18 protein-coding genes and 1 pseudogene are annotated in these 19,744 nt (G+C 59.5%); 5 read left to right on the forward strand and 14 right to left on the reverse strand.

The features are described from left to right. Window positions 1-43 precede the first annotated feature (43 nt). Together ACA051_RS09035 and ACA051_RS09040 are read right to left on the reverse strand one after the other, a co-directional pair. Entirely contained in the window at window positions 44-931 is an 888-nt protein-coding gene (locus ACA051_RS09035) for a LysR family transcriptional regulator (RefSeq protein WP_497309244.1), read from the reverse strand. Between the two features lie 40 nt (window positions 932-971). Next, window positions 972-1,691 carry an SDR family oxidoreductase gene (locus ACA051_RS09040; RefSeq protein ID WP_497309245.1) on the reverse strand — a complete coding sequence of 240 codons (720 nt, stop codon included), beginning with the start codon at window positions 1,689-1,691 and terminating at the stop codon, window positions 972-974. A gap of 301 nt (window positions 1,692-1,992) precedes the next feature. Here ACA051_RS09040 and ACA051_RS09045 point away from each other — a divergent pair. Further along, window positions 1,993-2,241: pseudogene (locus ACA051_RS09045) on the forward strand (type II toxin-antitoxin system HicB family antitoxin); the annotation flags it as partial. Between the two features lie 83 nt (window positions 2,242-2,324). Here the strand turns inward: ACA051_RS09045 and ACA051_RS09050 are convergent. Further along, window positions 2,325-3,530 carry an MFS transporter gene (locus ACA051_RS09050; RefSeq protein ID WP_497374423.1) on the reverse strand — a complete coding sequence of 402 codons (1,206 nt, stop codon included), beginning with the start codon at window positions 3,528-3,530 and terminating at the stop codon, window positions 2,325-2,327. Window positions 3,531-3,765: 235 nt separating this feature from the next. Between ACA051_RS09050 and ACA051_RS09055 the strand changes: the two genes are divergently transcribed. Next, entirely contained in the window at window positions 3,766-4,395 is a 630-nt protein-coding gene (locus tag ACA051_RS09055; RefSeq protein WP_497374425.1) for a hypothetical protein, read from the forward strand. Between the two features lie 185 nt (window positions 4,396-4,580). Here the strand turns inward: ACA051_RS09055 and ACA051_RS09060 are convergent, their stop codons facing one another. The 8 genes from ACA051_RS09060 to gcl all read right to left on the reverse strand — a co-directional run bounded on the left by ACA051_RS09060 (window position 4,581) and on the right by gcl (window position 14,244). Beyond that, entirely contained in the window at window positions 4,581-5,579 is a 999-nt protein-coding gene (locus ACA051_RS09060; RefSeq protein WP_150702741.1) for a sulfate ABC transporter substrate-binding protein, read from the reverse strand. Window positions 5,580-5,696: 117 nt separating this feature from the next. Continuing rightward, window positions 5,697-6,521: an ion transporter gene (locus ACA051_RS09065; protein WP_497309250.1), complete on the reverse strand. Its 825-nt coding sequence runs from the start codon at window positions 6,519-6,521 to the stop codon at window positions 5,697-5,699. A gap of 21 nt (window positions 6,522-6,542) precedes the next feature. Then, window positions 6,543-7,457 (reverse strand): urea transporter, encoded by a 915-nt coding sequence (locus ACA051_RS09070; RefSeq protein ID WP_497309252.1) that lies wholly within the window; start codon window positions 7,455-7,457, stop codon window positions 6,543-6,545. A gap of 185 nt (window positions 7,458-7,642) precedes the next feature. Then, window positions 7,643-9,058, reverse strand: a complete 1,416-nt coding sequence (pyk, locus tag ACA051_RS09075; RefSeq protein WP_497309254.1) for a pyruvate kinase — start codon at window positions 9,056-9,058, stop codon at window positions 7,643-7,645. Next, window positions 9,048-10,328, reverse strand: coding sequence for a glycerate kinase type-2 family protein (locus tag ACA051_RS09080; RefSeq protein ID WP_497309256.1), 1,281 nt, complete (start codon window positions 10,326-10,328; stop codon window positions 9,048-9,050). Before ACA051_RS09080 ends, pyk begins: the two co-directional genes overlap by 11 nt. 156 nt (window positions 10,329-10,484) lie before the next feature. Further along, window positions 10,485-11,375, reverse strand: a complete 891-nt coding sequence (locus ACA051_RS09085) for a 2-hydroxy-3-oxopropionate reductase (protein ID WP_497309258.1) — start codon at window positions 11,373-11,375, stop codon at window positions 10,485-10,487. A gap of 172 nt (window positions 11,376-11,547) precedes the next feature. Then, window positions 11,548-12,330 (reverse strand): hydroxypyruvate isomerase, encoded by a 783-nt coding sequence (gene hyi / locus ACA051_RS09090; RefSeq protein ID WP_497374426.1) that lies wholly within the window; start codon window positions 12,328-12,330, stop codon window positions 11,548-11,550. A 138-nt stretch (window positions 12,331-12,468) separates the two neighbouring features. Beyond that, entirely contained in the window at window positions 12,469-14,244 is a 1,776-nt protein-coding gene (gene gcl / locus ACA051_RS09095) for a glyoxylate carboligase (RefSeq protein ID WP_497374428.1), read from the reverse strand. Window positions 14,245-14,510: 266 nt separating this feature from the next. Between gcl and ACA051_RS09100 the strand changes: the two genes are divergently transcribed. Both ACA051_RS09100 and ACA051_RS09105 read left to right on the forward strand, forming a co-directional pair. Further along, window positions 14,511-14,951: a GlcG/HbpS family heme-binding protein gene (locus ACA051_RS09100; protein WP_497374430.1), complete on the forward strand. Its 441-nt coding sequence runs from the start codon at window positions 14,511-14,513 to the stop codon at window positions 14,949-14,951. Between the two features lie 223 nt (window positions 14,952-15,174). Further along, window positions 15,175-15,633 (forward strand): REP-associated tyrosine transposase, encoded by a 459-nt coding sequence (locus tag ACA051_RS09105; RefSeq protein ID WP_497374432.1) that lies wholly within the window; start codon window positions 15,175-15,177, stop codon window positions 15,631-15,633. Window positions 15,634-15,743: 110 nt separating this feature from the next. Here ACA051_RS09105 and ACA051_RS09110 read toward each other — a convergent pair whose 3' ends face one another. Then, the gene (locus ACA051_RS09110) at window positions 15,744-16,352 is read right to left on the reverse strand and encodes a TetR/AcrR family transcriptional regulator (protein ID WP_497374434.1); all 609 of its coding nucleotides are present in this window, start codon (window positions 16,350-16,352) and stop codon (window positions 15,744-15,746) included. Between the two features lie 134 nt (window positions 16,353-16,486). Between ACA051_RS09110 and ACA051_RS09115 the strand changes: the two genes are divergently transcribed. Then, a complete protein-coding gene (locus tag ACA051_RS09115; protein ID WP_497374436.1) occupies window positions 16,487-17,401 on the forward strand; it encodes a DUF808 domain-containing protein in 915 nt (304 codons plus the stop codon). 191 nt (window positions 17,402-17,592) lie between these two features. On the opposite strand, the gene ACA051_RS09120 is transcribed toward ACA051_RS09115, so the two are convergent. Next, complete coding sequence (locus ACA051_RS09120; RefSeq protein WP_497374438.1) at window positions 17,593-18,381, reverse strand: MlaA family lipoprotein; 789 nt, start codon at window positions 18,379-18,381, stop codon at window positions 17,593-17,595. After that, window positions 18,374-19,672 carry a serine/threonine protein kinase gene (locus tag ACA051_RS09125; RefSeq protein ID WP_497309271.1) on the reverse strand — a complete coding sequence of 433 codons (1,299 nt, stop codon included), beginning with the start codon at window positions 19,670-19,672 and terminating at the stop codon, window positions 18,374-18,376. Before ACA051_RS09125 ends, ACA051_RS09120 begins: the two co-directional genes overlap by 8 nt. Window positions 19,673-19,744 lie beyond the last annotated feature (72 nt).

Raw genomic sequence — 19,744 nt, forward strand, 5'->3', positions numbered from 1 at the left:
AAACGGCGATCCCAGGATCGCCGTTTTGCTTTCTGAGCGTTTCTCAGACCTCTTTTATCAGCACCCCTTGCACATACTTCACAAACGCCCGAGCCTTTGCGCTGGCCATTCTGCCTGTGGGAAACACCGCCCAAAGGTCCTGATTCGGCAACGTCCAATCCTTCATCACTTCCCTGACCGCGCCGTTCGCCAGTTCCGGTGCAAACATCCATTCGGACGCTATCGTCAGCCCTTGATGGGCGAGCACGGCTGCACGCAGACCTTCGGCGACGTTGACGCGGATTCGGCCGTTGATGATCACTGCCTGTTCTTCCGAGGCCTTGCGGAACTGCCAATTGGCACCACCGCCCAAGGTGTAGATGACTGCTTGGTGTTTGCTCAGATCGGCAGGGCAGGTGGGCTCGCGGTGTTTTTCGAAATAGGCTGGCGTGCCCAGCACCATGCGCCGACACTCGGCGATCTTGCGGGCGGTCAGGCCGGAGTCACTCAGGGCGCCCATGCGCAGGGCGATGTCGACGCCTTCTTCCACCAGATTGACGTTGCGATCGTCCAGCATCAAATCGATGTTCAGGTCCGGGTTCTGATCGAGAAATGGCCCCAGATGCGGAACGATATGCAGCCGGCCGAAGGTCACGGCAGCGCAGATGCGCAGGTTACCGCTCAGACCGCTGGCGGCGCCGCGTGCTGCGTTGTCGGCTTCATTGGCTTCTTCGATGGCACGCTTGGAGCGTTCGAAAAAGGCCAGGCCAGCCTCGGTGGGTGTCAGGCCACGGGTTGATCGCAGCAGCAGCCGAACGGCAAGGCGCGCCTCCAATTGCGCGATGACTTTCGAGACGGCGGGCTGGCCGATATTCAAGCGCCGGGCGGCGGCGGAAAACGAACCGGTTTCCACCACGTAGACGAAGGTTTCCATTGCGCCGAGGCGGTCCATCTCAGGTCCTTGTGAAGATCAAGGGGGATTTTGCCGGTGGTCAGAACGCGGCTTTGCCTATGGAGGAGCCGCCGTCGACAAACAAGGTCTGCCCGGTGATAAACCCGCTTTGCTCGGACAACAAAAACGCAATGGCCGCCGCGATCTCTTGTGGCTGCCCCAGTCGTCCCATCGGCACACCCGCTAGATACCGCGCTTCACCTTCGCTGCCCGGCGGGTTGTTGGCGCGAAACAGCTCTGTTTCAGTCGGCCCCGGCGCCACGGCGTTCACGGTCACACCGGTTTGCGCCAATTCCAGCGCCCAAGAGCGCGTGAAGCTGATCATCGCCGCCTTGGCCGCCGCGTAGGCCGTGCGCTGGGTGATGCCGAGTACGGTCAGACTGGAAATATTCACCACCCGACCCCAGCCCTTGGCGCGCATATTTGGCAGCAACGCCTGAGTGGCCTGCAACGCCGAATGCAGGTTGACCCGCATCACGTCATCAAACGTATCGAGGTCGATTTCGCCCAGCACTTGCGGGCGAACCAGGCCGACGTTGTTCACCAGTCCATCAAATTCATACGTCCTGGCCAGATCCGCCAGTACTTCCTGAGTCAGTGCCCTGTCGCTCAGATCCAGCGGAAACAGAATGCCGGGGAAGGACAGGTCCGGCGTCCGGGCAATCCCGACCACCCGATGCCCCGCACGGTCCAGATGTTCGGCCACTGCCCGGCCGATGCCTTTGCTGGCACCGGTAATGAGAAAGGTACGTCGGGTCATTGCACACTCCTTGAAAGCACATGCCGCCGGGGCAGGCGGCCGTTGAACGGGTCAGCCGCGAATCGCATCCAGCATCGCTTCAGGCTTTGGACGCTGAGTGTAATCCGGGTTGGCCTTGGCGGTAACGAATCAGGTGAGATCAATCCTGACCGCAGGGGCGAATGGCGGTCAGGTGAAGTTTTGGGATTCATGCTTGGGGGCATGAAGGATTCACATCCTGAAAAACAACGTGAACAGACCCTGCCTGGTTTCTATGGTGCAGTGGCGCTCCATTAAGGTGGTTTTTGCTGGAGGAACCGTTGTGCACTATCCAATCATTATCGAGTGGGGAGATGAGAGGACTGCGACAGGTATTCAAATACCAGATATCCCGGGTGCTGTGACTGCCGGGGATACGTTCGAGGAGGCATATGACGCCGCCGTCGAAATCGCGCAGATACTTCTGCAACAAATGGAGGCGCAGGGGCTGGATATTCCGGTGCCCACATTGGTGAGCGAGCATCGAGGTAATCCGGAATTTTCAGGCAGAGGTTGGGGGATGTTGAAGATTTGAAGTGCGGAACATCAGTCGCACATCAATCACGAGCAAGCCTTCCTGTGGGAGCGGGGCTTGCCCGCGAAGCTTTTGAAGGTTCACGCGGTCGCCAACGAGCTCTTTTCGGAAACACTCAAAAACCGCAACAACGCCAACAGCGGAAACGCACTGCCCACAATCACGATCCACAACCAGCCACCGTGCTCATACACCGCACTGGCCACCGAGGATCCGAACGCGCCGCCGATGAAAATGCTGGTCATGTACAGCGCATTCAGGCGGCTGCGGCTTTTGGCGTCGAGGGCGTAGACCGCGCGTTGACCGAGGACCATGTTCATCTGCACGCAGAAGTCGAGGACCACGCCGGTGACTGCGAGGCCGATGACGCTGTAGACCGGATGGATGAACGCTGGCAGGAAGCTCAGGCTGGCGAACAGCAGGGCCAGTAATGAAGCGATGCGAGTGTGGCCGGCATCGGCCAGTCGACCGGCGATAGGGGCGGCGATCGCACCGATGGCGCCGACCAGGGCGAAGATCGCGATCTGGGTTTGCGACAGGCCGTGATTTCGCGCCAGTTCCAGCGGCACGGCGGTCCAGAACAGGCTGAACGTGGCGAACATGCAACCCTGGTAAAACGCGCGCTGACGCAGCACTGGTTGCTGGCGCAACAGCGTCCACAGGGACCCCAGCAACTGGCCATAAGAGGCGCTGTGATCAGGCTGGCGCTTGGGAATCGTCAGCGCCAGCACGAGGCTGATCGCCGCCATCAACACCGCCGCGATCACAAACATCGCACGCCAGCCGAAGTGGTCAGCCACCAAGCTGGATACAGGCCGCGCCAACAGAATCCCCAGCAGCAAACCGCCCATGATCCCGCCGACGACCCGACCCCGTGATTCTTCCGGCGCAAGGTGTGCGGCCAGCGGAATCAGGATCTGCACCGACACCGAACTGAAACCCACCAGTAACGAGATCAGCAAAAACACATTCGGCTGATCGGTAAACGCTGCGCCCAACAGGCTGGCAATCGCCACCACGGTGGTGATGATCATCAGTCGGCGGTTTTCCAGCAGATCGCCTAGCGGCACCAGAAAGAACAAGCCAAGCGCGTAACCAATCTGGGTCAACGAAACAATCAGGCTGGCCATGGTGCTGGTCAGGCCGATGTCCGGCGCGATCAGGCCGATGATCGGTTGGGCGTAGTAGATGTTGGCCACAATAGCGCCGCAGCAAAAGGCGAACAGCAGCACCATGCCTTTGGTCATTGTCGCGGTGCTGTGAGGCACCTGGGTCGCTGGGTTCATAACGTGTCTCGCTGAACAGAAGGGAATGCGCGCAGGCTAAAGAGGAATCGGACTCGGCAAAAGAGAGTTTGGAGTGATAGCAATCATTCCTTTGCGGAATGAGTGACGGACGTATGGGCCGTCCATCGATGAACCTTGCGTCAAAATATCGAGGCTCGATGATACATTCACTTACATCCTGTTCGATAGCGTGCTTATGTTCTATCTTCACGATTCCTGACCGGAAGGCACTTCCATGAATGCGATGTTTCGTCACCTTATTCGCGGCGCTTCAGTTCTTGGCTTGATCGGCTTGTTCACAGTAGGGATCGCCCAGGCTGCCGATGCGCCGGGCATGCGCATTGGCGTTCGCGGCGAGATCAGCGGGGTGAGCCCGGATGTCTTGAAAGTCCACGTCAACACGGGTGAAAACGTGGTCATTAAACTGACCAACGACACCAAAGTCCGCGCCGTTACCCTCGCCAATATCGAAGACATCAGGCCCGGCAGCTACATTGGCTCAGCGGCCATACCGCAAGACGATGGCACCTTGAAGGCGCTGGAGGTCCATGTGTTCCCACCGGAACTGGCGGGCAGCGGCGACGGGCATCGGCCGTTCGATCTGGTCAAGGGCAGCAGCATGACCAACGGCAGCGTCGGCGATCTGGTGGTGAGCAATGGCCGGGTGTTGACCGTCAACTACAAGGGCGGCCAGCAGAAGATTCTGGTGCCGGACGATGTGCCGATCGTGAATCTGATGCCGGGGGATAGGAGTTTGCTGAAGGTGGGTGTGAAGATCGTAACGTTCGTCACCCAAAGTGCAGACGGGACACTGACCGCGCAGTCCATCTCGGCGGGCAAGGATGGCGTTACACCGCCAATGTAACGGCGAATCGAAATCCCTGTGGGAGCGGGCTTGCTCGCGAAAGCGGTGTGTCATTCAACATTGATGTCGACTGACACGGCCTCTTCGCGAGCAAGCCCGCTCCCACAGGGGATTATCAGTGAACACAAATCTTGTGCCACAAAAAAGGCGACCTCATCAGGTCGCCTTTTCGTTGGGCTCAGGAATTACTGACCGCTGTAAATCTGATCAAACACCCCACCGTCATTGAAGTGAGTCTTCTGTACGGTGCGCCAGTCACCAAAGGTCTTCTCCACCGACAGGAAATCCACTTTCGGGAAGCGATCGGTGTACTTGGCCAGCACCGCCGGATCACGCGGACGCAGGTAGTTGGCCGCCGCAATTTCCTGGCCTTCCGGCGACCACAGGTACTTCAGGTATTCCTCGGCTGCGGCGCGGGTGCCTTTCTTGTCGACGGTTTTGTCGACCACCGACACCGGCGGCTCGGCTTCAGCGGAGACGCTTGGGTAGATCACTTCAAACTGGTCACGACCAAACTCACGGGCAATCATTTCCGCTTCGTTTTCGAAGGTCACCAGCACGTCGCCAATCTGGTTGGTCATGAACGTGGTGGTGGCTGCACGGCCACCGGTATCCAGTACTGGCGCTTGCTTGAACAGCTTGCCAACGAAGTCTTTGGCCTTGTTCTCGTCACCGCCGTTTTTCAGCACGTAACCCCAGGCGGACAGATAAGTGTAGCGACCGTTACCCGAGGTTTTCGGGTTCGGCACGATCACTTGCACGCCGTCCTTGAGCAGATCCGGCCAGTCTTTCAGGGCTTTCGGATTGCCTTTGCGGACGATGAACACGGTGGCCGAGGTGAACGGTGCGCTGTTGTTCGGCAAGCGGGTGACCCAGTTGTCCGGGACCAGTTTGCCGTTGTCTGCCAGGGCGTTGATGTCGGTGGCCATGTTCATGGTGATGACGTCAGCCGGCAGGCCATCGATCACCGAACGCGCCTGTTTGCTGGAGCCGCCGAAGGACATCTGCAAGGTGATGTTTTCGTTGTGCTCGGCTTGCCAGTGTTTCTGGAACGCTGTGTTGTAGTCCTTGTAGAAATCTCGCATCACGTCGTAGGAAACGTTGAGCAGGGTCGGTGCGGCCTGAGCCACGCTGGTCAGGGCCAGGCCAGCAGCGAGAAGTGAGGCGCCAAAGAGTTTTTTCACTGCGCATTCCTTGTTTTATAAAGAGTGTTCTATAAAGTTTTTTGTAAAAAGTGAGGCAATTTGCCAGCGACTATAGCCGGGCTCGCATAGGCCTTTAAAGATTAAAAAGCACTTTGCTTATTCCATTTTCTTAAACAAAGCATTCCCGCAACGGGAGCAAAACGCCGCCCCGTGTTCGTGATTGTTTTTCTTGCACACCGGGCAGTCGTGTTGCAGCTGTTCACCGCGCATGGCGTTGGCCAGTTCGGCGGTGAAAATCCCGGTCGGCACGGCGATGATCGAGTAACCGGTGATCATCACCAGGGACGAAATAACCTGGCCCAACGGTGTCTTGGGCACGATGTCGCCGAAGCCCACCGTGGTCAACGTGACGATCGCCCAGTAGATGCCTTTGGGAATGCTGGTGAAGCCGTGTTCCGGGCCTTCGATCACGTACATCAACGTGCCGAACACCGTCACCAGCGTGCAGACGCTGACCAGAAACACCACGATTTTCTGCTTGCTGCCGCGCAACGCCGACATCAGATAGTTGGCTTGCTTGAGGTACGGGCTGAGCTTGAGCACGCGGAAAATCCGCAGCATCCGAATGATCCGAATAATCAGCAAATACTGCGCATCGGCGTAATACAACGCCAGGATGCCGGGCACGATCGCCAGCAAATCCACCAGCCCGTAAAAGCTGAATGCATAGCGCAACGGCTTGGGCGAGCAGTACAGGCGCAGGCCATATTCGATGACGAAGATGACGGTGAAGCCCCACTCGATGTTCGCCAGCACGTTGGCGTAGTTCTGGTGGATGGAGTCGATGCTGTCGAGCATCACAATCACGATGCTCGCGAGGATGATCAACAGCAGGATGCCGTCGAAGCGCCGCCCCGCCTTGGTGTCGCTTTGGAAAACCATGACGTAAAGCTCTTCACGCCAGTTTTTGCTGCTGTCCATGGATACCGCCTGAACCAATAATCAGCGAAGCCTAGGTTGATTCTCCTCCAGAGTGCAAGGCGCACGGGCGACAGCGATCATGCCGAGCATCTGAATAACCGTGCGGATCAGCCAGCAGGAGAGGATGAACGGCGCGGTCAGCGTTGGCAGACCGATGGCGGCAAACACCGAGGTCAGCAACAGCGCTGATGCAATGCCGACCAGCGGCAGCCACGGATGCTGGCGCAGCGAGTTCAAGGCGAGGGCGGCGAGTACGGCGTTATAGCCACCGAGGCCGATCAATGCGCTGTAAACGTCGTGATGCAACAGACTCCAGCCCATGCCCGCGACAGACGCCAACAACGCCCAGCAGAATGCGCGGCGATCAGCGATCAGCAAACCCACGGCAATCATCGCACCGGCCAGCGGATGACCGAGGAACATCACCTGGCCGAAGCCTTTCAGCGGTGCGGCGAGCATGTTCAGCGTGTTGATTTCGATTAGATGCGCTTTTGTCGAGGGGGTGGCGAAGCACAGCAGCAACCAGCCCAACCCAACGAAGGGCGCCGTATAGGCAGGCAGGTAGTGGCTGACCCGGACGCGTTTGAGCCATTGCTGAGTCAGCATCGCGCTCAGTCCGCCCGCAGCAATGATCAGCGGCGGCAACAGTGCTGACCAAGGGAAATACAGGCTCAGCAAAAGGCCGAGCAAGACACCGTTGTAACTGAACAGCCCGGCCTGACGATCGGCCTTGGCATAACCGCGTCGTTGCGCGGTGAGCAACCCGGCGACCCCGCCCAGCAGCGCACCGCCGAGCAGGGTAGGCGCGGTGAAAAGAATCGCCAACAGGCACAGCAGACCAAACAGCGGATGGCGCTGGAGGAAGATCTGACTGAAACCGTTGAGCAGGGCAGTCGCCCAGTCGGGGCAGTGGGTGTTGAAGTGGTTGGCAGGCATGATGGAGTCTGGGGGCAGAGGATAATCAAAAGGTCTTGCACAAAACCTGTGGCGAGGGAGCTTGCTCCCGCTGGGCTGCGGAGCGGCCCCAATTGGGCAAATGCGGTTTTTCTATTGGAACCGTCATGCCAGACGACTGCTGCGCAGTCGAGCGGGAGCAAGCTCCCTCGCCACAGGGTGATTTGTTAGATCAGGGTTTCTATTCGCAACGAGTTAGTCGACCCCGGCTGCCCAAACGGCACACCCGCCGTGATCAACAGCGTGTCACCCCGCTTGGCCATGCCTTGGGCCTGCGCAATCTCCAGCGCCGTCGAGCACACTTCATCCACTTGCCGCAGCCGATCATTGACCACCGAATGCACGCCCCACGCCACCGTCAAGCGGCGCGCCGTCTGCAGGTTCGGCGTCAGGTTGAGGATTGGCACCGTCGGCCGTTCCCGCGCTGCACGCAAACTCGACGTGCCGGACTCGCTGTAATTCACCAGCACCGCCACCGGCAACACATTGCTGATGCGGCGGATCGCGCAGCTGATGGCGTCAGAAACAGTCGCCTCGGCCTTCGGCCGGCTCACGTCCAGTTGCGCCTGGTAATCCGGGCCGTTTTCCACCTGGCGAATGATTTTGCTCATCATCTGCACGGCTTCCAGCGGGTACTCGCCGGAGGCGGTTTCCGCCGACAGCATCACCGCATCCGCACCTTCAGCCACGGCGTTAGCAACATCGGTCACCTCGGCGCGGGTCGGCGCAGGGGAGAAGCGCATCGATTCGAGCATCTGCGTCGCCACCACCACCGGTTTGCCCAGTTCGCGGCACAAGCTGATGATGTTTTTCTGAATCTGCGGCACGCTTTCCGCCGGCACTTCCACGCCCAGGTCACCGCGCGCGACCATGATCGCGTCGCTCAACTCGGCGATTTCCCGCAACTGAGTCACCGCCGATGGCTTCTCGATCTTGGCCATCAAGAACGCTTTGTCGCCGATCAGTTCGCGGGCTTCGCGGATGTCTTCCGGCCGCTGCACGAACGACAGCGCAACCCAGTCCACACCCAGCTCCAGACCAAAGCTCAAGTCGCGGCGATCCTTGGCGGTCAGCGGGCTCAGTTCCAGCACCGCTTGCGGCACGTTCACGCCTTTGCGATCCGAGAGCTCACCGCCGTTGAGCACCGTGGTGTCGATGGCGTCGGCGTACTTGGTGACCACGCGCAGTCGCAGCTTGCCGTCGTCCAGCAGCAGGTCCATGCCAGGCTCGAGTGCGGCGATGATTTCCGGGTGTGGCAGGTTGACCCGGCGCTGATCGCCCGGCGTCGGGTCGAGGTCCAGGCGCAGGGCCTGGCCACGATGCAGTTGCACTTTGCCTTCAGCGAACTTGCCGACCCGCAGTTTCGGGCCTTGCAAGTCCATCAGAATGCCCAACGGGTAATTGAGCTGGCGCTCGACTTCACGAATCCACTGATATCGCTGCGCGTGGTCGGCGTGATCGCCGTGGCTGAAGTTCAGGCGAAAGATGTTGACCCCAGCCTGCACCAGCTCACGGATATCGTCGATCCCGTCGGTGGCAGGGCCGAGGGTGGCGAGGATTTTGACCTTTTTATCAGGCGTCATTTTTAGGGCTCTCGAGGATCAGGATGGCGCGGAAGTCGTTGACGTTGGTGCGGGTCGGTTCGGTGACGATCAGGGCGTCCAGCGCCTCGAAATAGCCGTAGCCATTGTTGTTGTCCAGCTCGTCGCTGGCGCTCAAGCCGAGGGCGGCGGCGCGGGCGTAACTGTCCGGGGTCATGATGGCGCCGGCGTTGTCTTCGGAGCCGTCGATGCCGTCGGTGTCACCGGCCAGTGCATAGACGCCGGGCAGGCCTTTGAGGCTGTCGGTCAGGCTCAGCAGGAATTCGGCGTTGCGCCCGCCACGGCCATTGCCGCGCACGGTGACGGTGGTTTCACCGCCCGAGAGAATCACGCAAGGCGTCGCCAGTGGCTGGCCATGCAAGACCACTTGCCGAGCGATGCCGGCATGAACCTTGGCCACTTCGCGTGATTCGCCTTCCAGGTCGCCGAGGATCAGCGGGCTGAAACCGGCCTGACGCGCTTTCACGGCGGCCGCTTCAAGCGATTGCTGGGGGCGGGCGATCAGCTGGAAGTGACTGCGCGCCAGGCTCGGATCGCCAGGTTTGACCGTCTCCGATTCCGGGCTCTGCAGCCAGGTGCGCACCGAAGCCGGTACGTCGATGCCGTAGCGTTTGAGGATTGCCAGGGCTTCGGCTGAAGTGCTTGGATCGGCCACGGTAGGGCCGGAGGCGATGACCGTGGCGAGGTCGCCCGGCACATCGGAAATCGCGTAGGTATAAACAGTGGCCGGCCAGCAGGCTTTACCGAGGCGGCCGCCCTTGATCGCCGAGAGGTGTTTGCGCACGCAATTCATCTCGCCGATGGTGGCGCCGGATTTGAGCAGCGCTTTGTTGATCGATTGCTTGTCAGCGAGGGTGATGCCGGCCGCCGGCAATGCCAGCAGGGCAGAGCCGCCGCCCGAAAGCAGGAAGATCACGCGGTCGTCTTCGCTCAGGTTGCTGACCAGTTCAAACACCCGCTTGGCGACGGCTTGACCGGCGGCGTCAGGCACCGGGTGAGCCGCTTCGACGACTTCGATTTTTTCGCACGGGGCGCCGTGACCGTAACGGGTGACCACCAGACCGGAGACTTCACCCCGCCAGCAACGCTCCACCACTTGGGCCATGGCTGCTGCGGCTTTGCCGGCGCCGATGACGATCACCCGACCGCTGCGATCTTTGGGTAAATGGGCTTCGAGGACTTGCTGCGGATGGGCCGCGTCGATGGCTGTGGCAAACAGCTCGCGCAGGAATTGTTGCGGATCGACCGACATGGCGGGCTCCCGGGAATTTCTTGTTATTGGAGAACGACTCGGTTCCCTGTGGGAGCGGGCTTGCTCGCGAAGGCGGCTTCACATTCAACAGAGATGTTGACTGACACGCCGCTTTCGCGAGCAAGCCCGCTCCCACAGGTTTTGTGCAGGGCTTTGTTACTTATCGCGAATCGAGAAATTCGCCATGTGTTCCAGGCCCTTGATCAGCGCCGAGTGGTCCCAGTTGCTGCCACCGATCGCTGCGCAGGTGCTGAATACTTGCTGGGTGTTGGCGGTGTTCGGCAGGTTGATGTTCAGCTCTTTAGCGCCTTGCAGGGCCAGGTTCAGGTCCTTCTGGTGCAGGCTGATGCGGAAGCCCGGATCGAAGGTACCTTTGATCATGCGCTCGCCATGAACTTCGAGGATCTTCGACGAAGCAAAACCGCCCATCAGCGCTTCACGCACCTTGGCTGGATCGGCACCGTTTTTCGAGGCGAACAGCAGCGCTTCGGCCACGGCCTGAATGTTCAGCGCGACGATGATCTGGTTCGCCACTTTGGCGGTTTGACCGTCGCCGTTACCGCCCACCAGGGTGATGTTCTTGCCCATGGCCTGGAACAGCGGCAGCGCGCGTTCGAAGGCGTCGGCATCACCGCCGACCATGATGCTCAAGGTCGCGGCCTTGGCGCCGACTTCACCGCCAGACACGGGCGCGTCGAGGTATTGAGCGCCTTTTTCGTTGATTTTGGCAGCGAAGGCTTTGGTGGCCGTCGGCGAGATCGAACTCATGTCGATCACGACTTTGCCTTTGCCAACACCGGCCGCAACACCGTCGGCGCGGAACAGCACGTCATCGACCTGCGGGGTATCCGGCACCATGACGATGATGAATTCGGCTTCTTGCGCGACTTCTTTCGGGTTCGCCAGGGCGACGGCACCACCGGCAATCAGGTCAGCAGGCGCCGGGTCGTGGTGCGCCGACAGGAACAGGCTGTGACCGGCTTTCTGCAGGTTCAACGCCATTGGGTGGCCCATGATGCCGGTGCCGATAAATCCGATTTTAGCCATGAGAAATTCCTCTTGTTTTTATTGCTCTGTTCGCAAAATTCGTGGGTGTCAGCGAGGACGCCTTCGCGGGCAAGCCTCGCTCCTACGGGTGCGTGTCTGTCACCCTATTGCGTATCAACCTGATCCTGTAGGAGCGAGGCTTGCCCGCGAAGAACGATGACGCGGCGACAGGTCAGATCGCGTTATGGGTTTTGAGCCAGCTCAGGCCCGCTTCAGTGGTGGTCAGCGGCTTGTATTCACAGCCGACCCACCCCTGATAACCAATCCGGTCCAGGTGTTCGAACAGGAAGCGGTAGTTGATTTCACCGGTGCCCGGTTCGTTGCGCCCCGGGTTGTCGGCCAACTGGATGTGGTTGATCTCGCCCAGGTGCGCAGCCATAGTGCGGGCCAGGTCGCCCTCCATGATTTGCATGTGATAGATGTCGTATTGCAGGAACAGGTTGGCGCTGCCGACCTGCTCGCGAATCGACAGGGCTTGCGCCGTGTTGTTCAGGTAGAAACCCGGGATGTCGCGGGTGTTGATCGCTTCCATCACCAGTTTGATACCCGCCGTTTGCAGCTTGTCGGCGGCGTACTTGAGGTTGGCGACGAAGGTTTTTTCCACGGTGGCATCGTCGACGCCTTGTGGACGGATACCCGCCAGGCAGTTGACCTGGGTGTTGCCCAGGACTTTCGCGTAAGCGATCGCCAGATCGACACCGGCGCGGAACTCTTCGACCCGGTCCGGCAGGCACGCGATACCGCGTTCGCCCTTGGCCCAGTCACCGGCCGGCAGGTTGAACAGCACCTGGGTCAGACCATTGGCGTCGAGCTTGGCCTTGATCTCGGCAGAGCTGAAGTCGTAGGGGAACAGGTATTCGACACCACTGAAGCCGGCCTTGGCGGCCGCTTCGAAACGGGCAAGAAAATCCTGCTCAGTGAACAGCATGGACAGGTTGGCTGCGAAACGCGGCATGGTGGTCTCCCGTATGTGTGTGGTCCCCCTGTAGGAGCGAGGCTTGCCCGCGAAGGCGTCGTGTCAGTCGACATCAATGTTGAATGGTACGACCCCTTCGCGGGCAAGCCTCGCTCCTACACAAGGAGCGTTCAGCTGTTAATCCAGCAACGAAATCGCGGTCGGCGCATCGTTGCCGACCAGCGCCAGGTCTTCGAATTCGTTGACGGCGTTGATCTCGGTGCCCATGGAAATGTTGGTCACGCGCTCCAGAATAATCTCGACGATCACCGGCACCTTGAACTCTTCGATCATTTCCTGAGCCTTGCGCAGAGCAGGCTGGATCTGACCCGGTTCGAACACACGCAGCGCCTTGCAGCCGAGGCCTTCGGCGACCGCGACGTGATCGACACCGTAACCGTTGAGTTCCGGAGCGTTCAGGTTGTCGAAGGACAGCTGCACGCAGTAGTCCATGTCGAAACCACGCTGAGCCTGACGAATCAGCCCCAGGTACGAATTGTTTACCACAACGTGGATGTACGGCAGCTTGAACTGCGCGCCCACCGCTAATTCCTCGATCATGAACTGGAAATCATAGTCGCCCGACAGTGCCACGACTTTGCGGGTCGGATCAGCCTTGACCACGCCCAGCGCCGCCGGAATGGTCCAGCCCAATGGGCCGGCCTGACCGCAGTTGATCCAGTGACGCGGCTTGTAGACGTGCAGGAACTGCGCGCCGGCAATCTGCGACAGGCCGATGGTGCTGACGTAGCAAGTGTCTTTGCCAAACACCTGGTTCATCTCTTCGTAAACCCGTTGCGGCTTGACCGGCACGTTGTCGAAGTGAGTCTTGCGCTGCAGGCTGGCTTTGCGCTGCTGGCAGTCTTGCAGCCAGGCGCTGCGGTTCTTCAGCTTGCCGGCGGCTTGCCATTCGCGAGCGACTTCGATGAACACGGTCAGCGCGGCTGCGGCGTCGGAGACGATGCCCAGGTCCGGGTTGAACACGCGGCCGATTTGCGTCGGCTCGATGTCGACGTGAATGAACTTGCGGCCTTCGGTGTACACATCGATCGAACCGGTGTGGCGGTTGGCCCAACGGTTACCGACGCCCAACACCACGTCGGACTTCAGCAGGGTGGCGTTGCCGTAGCGGTGCGATGTCTGCAGACCGACCATCCCGACCATCAATGGGTGATCGTCCGGGATGGTGCCCCAGCCCATCAGGGTCGGGATCACCGGGATACCGGTCAGCTCGGCGAACTCCACCAGCAACTCGCTGGCGTCGGCATTGATGATGCCGCCACCGGCGACCAGCAATGGACGCTCGGCCTGATCGAGCATGGCCAGGGCCTTCTCGATTTGCACACGGTTAGCGGTTGGCTTGGCCAGCGGCAGTGGTTGGTAGGCATCGATGTCGAATTCGATTTCAGCCATCTGCACGTCGAACGGCAGGTCGATCAGCACCGGGCCTGGACGGCCGGAGCGCATTTCATAGAAGGCTTTCTGGAACGCGTAAGGCACCTGGCCCGGCTCCATGACGGTGGTTGCCCACTTGGTCACTGGTTTGACGATCGCGGTGATGTCGACAGCCTGGAAGTCTTCCTTGTGCATACGGGCGCGGGGGGCCTGGCCGGTAATGCAAAGAATCGGGATCGAGTCGGCCGAGGCGCTGTAGAGCCCGGTGACCATGTCGGTGCCGGCCGGGCCGGAGGTGCCGATGCACACGCCGATGTTGCCGGCCTTGGTGCGGGTGTAGCCCTCGGCCATGTGCGAGGCGCCTTCAACGTGGCGAGCGAGGACGTGATCGATGCCACCGACCTTCTGCAAGGCGGAGTACAGCGGGTTGATCGCGGCGCCCGGGATGCCAAAAGCGGTATCAACCCCTTCACGGCGCATCACCAGAACGGCGGCTTCGATTGCTCTCATTTTGCTCATGGTTTTGTGCCTCTTACGTTTTGTAATTGTATACAAGTGGCTTTGCGCAGAGTTTATTCACGGCGGACGGCGCAGGTCAATCCATTTTCTCAAGCAACTGTTTCATTCGTCGGAAGCCCAGCCTGCTGTGGCTTTTCGTCGCATGTGGCGCTTTTCGAGAATTATTGTATACAAAAGAATAACTCATTGTGTTCTATTTGTTGCATCGGACTGCGGCACAACCGCGCAGTCCACCGCTTTCCCTAAAACAAAATGAGGACGGCACCATGAGCGCTTTAACCTTGAAAGTTGCAGTCAACCTGATCAATCAGGCCATCACTGCAGGGCGTGCTATCTCTGCGGCACCACTGACCATCGCGGTCCTGGATGCCGGCGGGCACTTGATGACATTGCAGCGCGAAGACGGCGCCAGCCTGCTGCGCCCGCAAGTCGCCATCGGCAAAGCCTGGGGCGCCATCGCCCTCGGCAAAGGCTCACGTCTGCTGGCACTGGACGCCCAGCAACGCCCGGCATTCTTCGCCGCGCTGAACAGCCTGGGGCAGGGCAGCGTCGTGCCGGCACCGGGCGGTGTGCTGATTCGGAATCAGGACGGGAATGTGCTGGGGGCGGTGGGCATCAGCGGGGATCTGTCGGATGTTGACGAGCAGTGTGCGATCAGTGCGATCGAGGCGGTGGGGTTGCGGGCGGATGCGGGGGTGACGGCCTGATTCTGTATTGATTGATTGATTGATCTATCGCCATCGCCAGCAGGACTGGCTCCCACAGGGGATGTTTGTCGCACACGAATTTCGTGTTCACAGAGATCCAGTGTGGGAGCTAGCCTGCTAGCGATGACGGACTACCAGACACATCCAGCTAAATGTATGCCCCGCCCTTGGGTGATATCAGGTCTAGCCTTCCAGATGAATTAATCATGCAAGGGGCAAAGGAATGCCTGATCTACCCGCTTCAAATCGCTTGCGCATTGGCCGCTATACCGAATCCAATCGGATTTACTTGCTGACTACCAATACACACGATCGAAAGCCAATATTCAAAGACCTCACCTTGGGTAGAGTGGTGGTTAATCAATTTCGCTGCGCTCAGGATCAAGGCATCGCGAATTCACTGGCCTGGGTTGTCATGCCCGATCATTTCCATTGGCTGGTCGAGTTACAGCAGGGATCGTTGGGTGACCTGATGCAAAAGACCAAATCACTGAGCACCAAAGCGGTGAATCAGTTCACTGGCCTCAAGGTCAATCTCTGGCAGAAAGGCTTTCATGACCGTGCTCTGCGGCGGGAAGAGGATTTGGTGAAGGTGGCGCGGTATGTCGTGGCCAACCCATTGCGCGCCGGATTGGTTGAGAAACTGGGCGACTATCCACTGTGGGATGCTATTTGGGTTTGAGCTGAATCCAGGTCGTCTTCATCGCTAGCAGGCTAGCTCCCACAGGGGATTTGTGAACACCATAGATCCGATGTGGGAGCTAGCCTGCTAGCGATAAAGTCACCGTAATCTTAATGATCCGGCTCACACCCCTTGAGCACCAACCGAATAATCGTCTGCGCCGCCGCTTCATAGTCATCTTCATCCAGCTTGGCCTTGCCAGTGATGGCCGAGATCTGCCAGTCAAAGTCGGCATAGGTCTGGGTCGCGGCCCAGATGCTGAACATCAGGTGGTTAGGGTCGATCGGGGCGATCTGGCCGCGGTCGATCCAGGTCTGGATGCAGTCGATGTTGTGCTTGGCCTGGCCGTTGAGCTGTTCCACCAGGTCGGCGCTGAGGTGCGGGGCGCCGTGCATGATTTCGCTGGCGAACACTTTAGAGGCGAAGGGCAGGTCGCGGGAGATGCGGATTTTTGAGCGAATGTAGCCACTCAGCACTTCGCTGGGCACGCCGTCGGCGTTGAACGGCGTCGAAGCCTGCAGAATCGGTTCGATGATGCTTTCAAGGACCTCGCGGTAGAGGTTTTCCTTGGATTTGAAGTAGTAATAGACGTTGGGCTTGGGCAATCCCGCCTTGGCTGCGATGTCACTGGTTTTGGTCGCAGCGAAGCCCTTGTCGGCAAATTCTTCACTGGCGGCACGCAGGATCAGTTCTTTGTTGCGCTCGCGGATAGTGCTCATAAACCAGGGGGTTCCTTGCCTGTTCTGGCGGTTGCGCATGGTAGCACCGGCCTCGCGCGGCGCTCAAGAATGCCCCGTGTGGCGCTCGGTCGCGCTATGCTGCGCGGCATCCATTCAAGAAGGAAACCTGATTCATGGCAGGAAGCAGTTTGCTGTTGCTGATCGACGACATCGCCGCCGTTCTGGACGATGTGGCGTTGATGACCAAGATGGCCGCCAAGAAGACCGCGGGCGTACTCGGCGACGATCTCGCGCTCAATGCCCAGCAGGTCAGTGGCGTTCGTGCCGAGCGGGAAATTCCGGTCGTTTGGGCGGTGGCCAAGGGGTCATTTCTCAACAAGTTGATCCTGGTGCCGTCGGCCTTGGCCATCAGCGCATTCGTTCCGTGGCTGGTTACGCCGTTGTTGATGGTCGGTGGCGCCTACCTGTGTTTCGAGGGTTTCGAGAAACTCGCCCACAAATTCCTGCACAGCAAGGCTGAAGACCAGGCCGAGCACGCGCAACTGGTCGAGGCGGTGGCTGATCCGGCGGTCGATCTGGTGGCATTCGAGCAGGACAAGATCAAGGGCGCCATCCGCACTGACTTCATCCTCTCGGCGGAAATCATCGCCATCACCCTCGGCACCGTGGCGGATGCGTCGTTGACCCAGCAGGTCATCGTGCTGTCGGGTATCGCCATCGTCATGACCATCGGTGTCTATGGCCTGGTGGCGGGCATCGTCAAGCTCGATGACCTCGGTCTGTGGCTGACCCAGAAGCCTGGGCAGATGGCCAAAAGCATTGGTGGCGGGATTCTGCGCGCAGCGCCCTACATGATGAAAAGCCTGTCGGTGATCGGCACGGCGGCGATGTTCCTGGTGGGCGGCGGGATTCTGACCCACGGCGTGCCGGTGGTTCATCACTGGATTGAAAGCGTCAGCGCAGGGGCGGGCGGTGCCGGGTTTATCGTGCCTACGTTGTTGAATGCGGTGGCGGGGATTGTGGCCGGTGCCATTGTGTTGGCTGGCGTGATGGTCGTCAGCAAACTCTACAAGGCGCTGAAAGGCTGAAGCCGGACACTGTCCAAAAAATGTGGGAGCGGGCTTGCTCGCGAAGGCGGCGGCACATTCAGCATTGATGTAACTGACAGATCGCTTTCGCGAGCAAGCCCGCTCCCACATTGGTTTTGTGTTGTTTGAAAAATCCCCATGAAAAAGGCCATTCGATCTGCATCGAATGGCCTTTTTTGTTGCCGCCGTATTTACTCGGCAATCTGCAACTTGCGTGACTCGGTGTACACGTAGCGCACTTTCTCGTACTCGAACGGCGAGTTCAGTTGGCCGTAGCGGAAGCTGTTCTGGTAGCGCTTGTCGACACCGCGCAGGACCCAGACCTCAGGATGGTTGGAGCTGACTTCCGAGACGTTCAGGAAGTTGATCGCCGATTCGGCGCTGAAGTCCACCACCAGGCCGCCCGTGTCGCGGATGTTTGAAGGGCCGAGGATCGGCAGCACGAAGTAGGCGCCACCCGGTACACCGTAGAAGCCCAGGGTCTGACCGAAGTCTTCGCTCTGGCGCGGCAGGCCCATGGCGGTGGCCGGGTCCCACAGGCCGGCGATGCCGATGGTGGTGTTGAGCAGAAGGCGCGCGGTGGTTTCCATCGACCGCTTGCCTTTGAACTGCAGCAGGCTGTTCATCAGGTTCGGCACATCGCCGACGTTATTGAAGAAGTTGCTCACCCCGGTGCGCAGGAAGCTCGGCGTGATGTAGCGATAACCGTCGACCACCGGCAGGAACACCCATTGGTCGAAGCGGTAGTTGAAGTGATAAACCCGGCGGTTCCACTCTTCCAGCGGGTCGTAGACGTTCAGCGCATTGAGCGTGGAACGTTCGAATTCGCGCTGATCCAGCCCCGGGTTGAACTTGAGTTTGCTCAGCGGTTCCTTGAAACCGTCACTGTCGACCACGACAGGTGCGTTGGCTTTGCTGTTGTCGGCATTGGCGACGCCTGCACAGAGTAACGCAGCGATAAGCAGGAGGTATTTAGCCACGGAAAAACTCCAGCATGGCGTCGCTGTTGACGCGGTAGTTAAGGTTGCCGCAATGGCCGCCCAGTGGATAAACGGTCAAACGGTCGCCGAAGGTCTTGCGCAGGAAGCCCAGGTCACCAGGGCCGAGGATCACGTCGTCGGCGTTATGCATGACGGCGATTTTCGGGCTGTCTTGCAGGTAATCCTTGAGCGCGTACAGGCTGACCTGGTCGATTAGTTGCAGCAGGCTGCCGCCGTCGGTGCGGGCGCGCCACATCGGTATGACTTGCTCGGTGAGGTAGCAGTCGAAGTCGCACTGCAGCGCACGTTTGAGGAATGGCGTGAGGGTGGTGCCTTCTGTGATCGGGTATTTCGGGGGCGTGATCAGGCCGCGACGGTTGATCAGGTCCGAAGTGAAGGCAATGTCGGCCGCCGAAAAGCGGAACGAGGTGCCGATCAGCATGGCCATTTGTTCGTTGGTCAGGTGTTGTTTGGACTGCTGGAAGTCGTAGAGCAGCGCATCGTTGAGGTCGATGTAGCCTTTTTGCTGGAAGTAGCGGGTCAGCTTGTTCAGCACCAGTTCATAGAAAGTGGTGCTGTTGTTGATGCCCTTGACCTCGGTCTGGACCAGCTTGTCCAGGTTGGAGATCGAGGTGTAGAGGTTGACGGGCGGGTTGAGCAGCAAGACTTTCTTGAAGTTGAAGCTGCGGCGGGTTTCGTCCAGGTGCGCGACAAATGCCGCATCCAGTGCGCCCAGGCTGTAGCCGGTCAGGTAGTAATCGGTGACGGGCACTTTCGGATTTTGCGCCCGCACGGCCTGCATCACCCGGTACATGTCTTCGGCGTCTTCCTTGGTGATACCGGGTGTGGCAAAGCGTGAAGCCGCGCTCATAAAGTCGAAACTGGTGGGCGACGACAGTTGCACCACGTGATAGCCGGCCTTGTAGTAGAGCTTTTTCAGGTATTCATTGAGGCTGCTGTCATAACGCGCGCCGGTGCCGGCGATCAGGAAGATCAGCGGCGCGGCCTTGTCTTGCGTGGCGATGCGGTAGGTCAGCTTCTTTACCGGCCAGAAGTTGTCCGGCAACTGGAATTCACGCTCCGGGCGCAGAGTCACGCTGCGTGTCTGTTGATTGATGTCGTCATCCAGTGGCAACTCCGGACGCAGTTCCGGCGGAGTTGTGGCGATGGTCGCCTCGAAAGGGTTGGTCAAGGGGTAGCCATAACTGGCGGCGTCGATATCGACCGCCAGCGCGGACGCACTCAAAATAAGGCCGCCAAACAGGGCGGCGAAGCGCAAGGAACGGAGCATGACTAGATCCCTTAGAGGAAGGTGCCGAATGAAGTTCGCAGGCTATGACCACGGGGTTTGCGCCAAAGTGCC

This window comes from Pseudomonas sp. LBUM1669 (assembly GCF_059695705.1).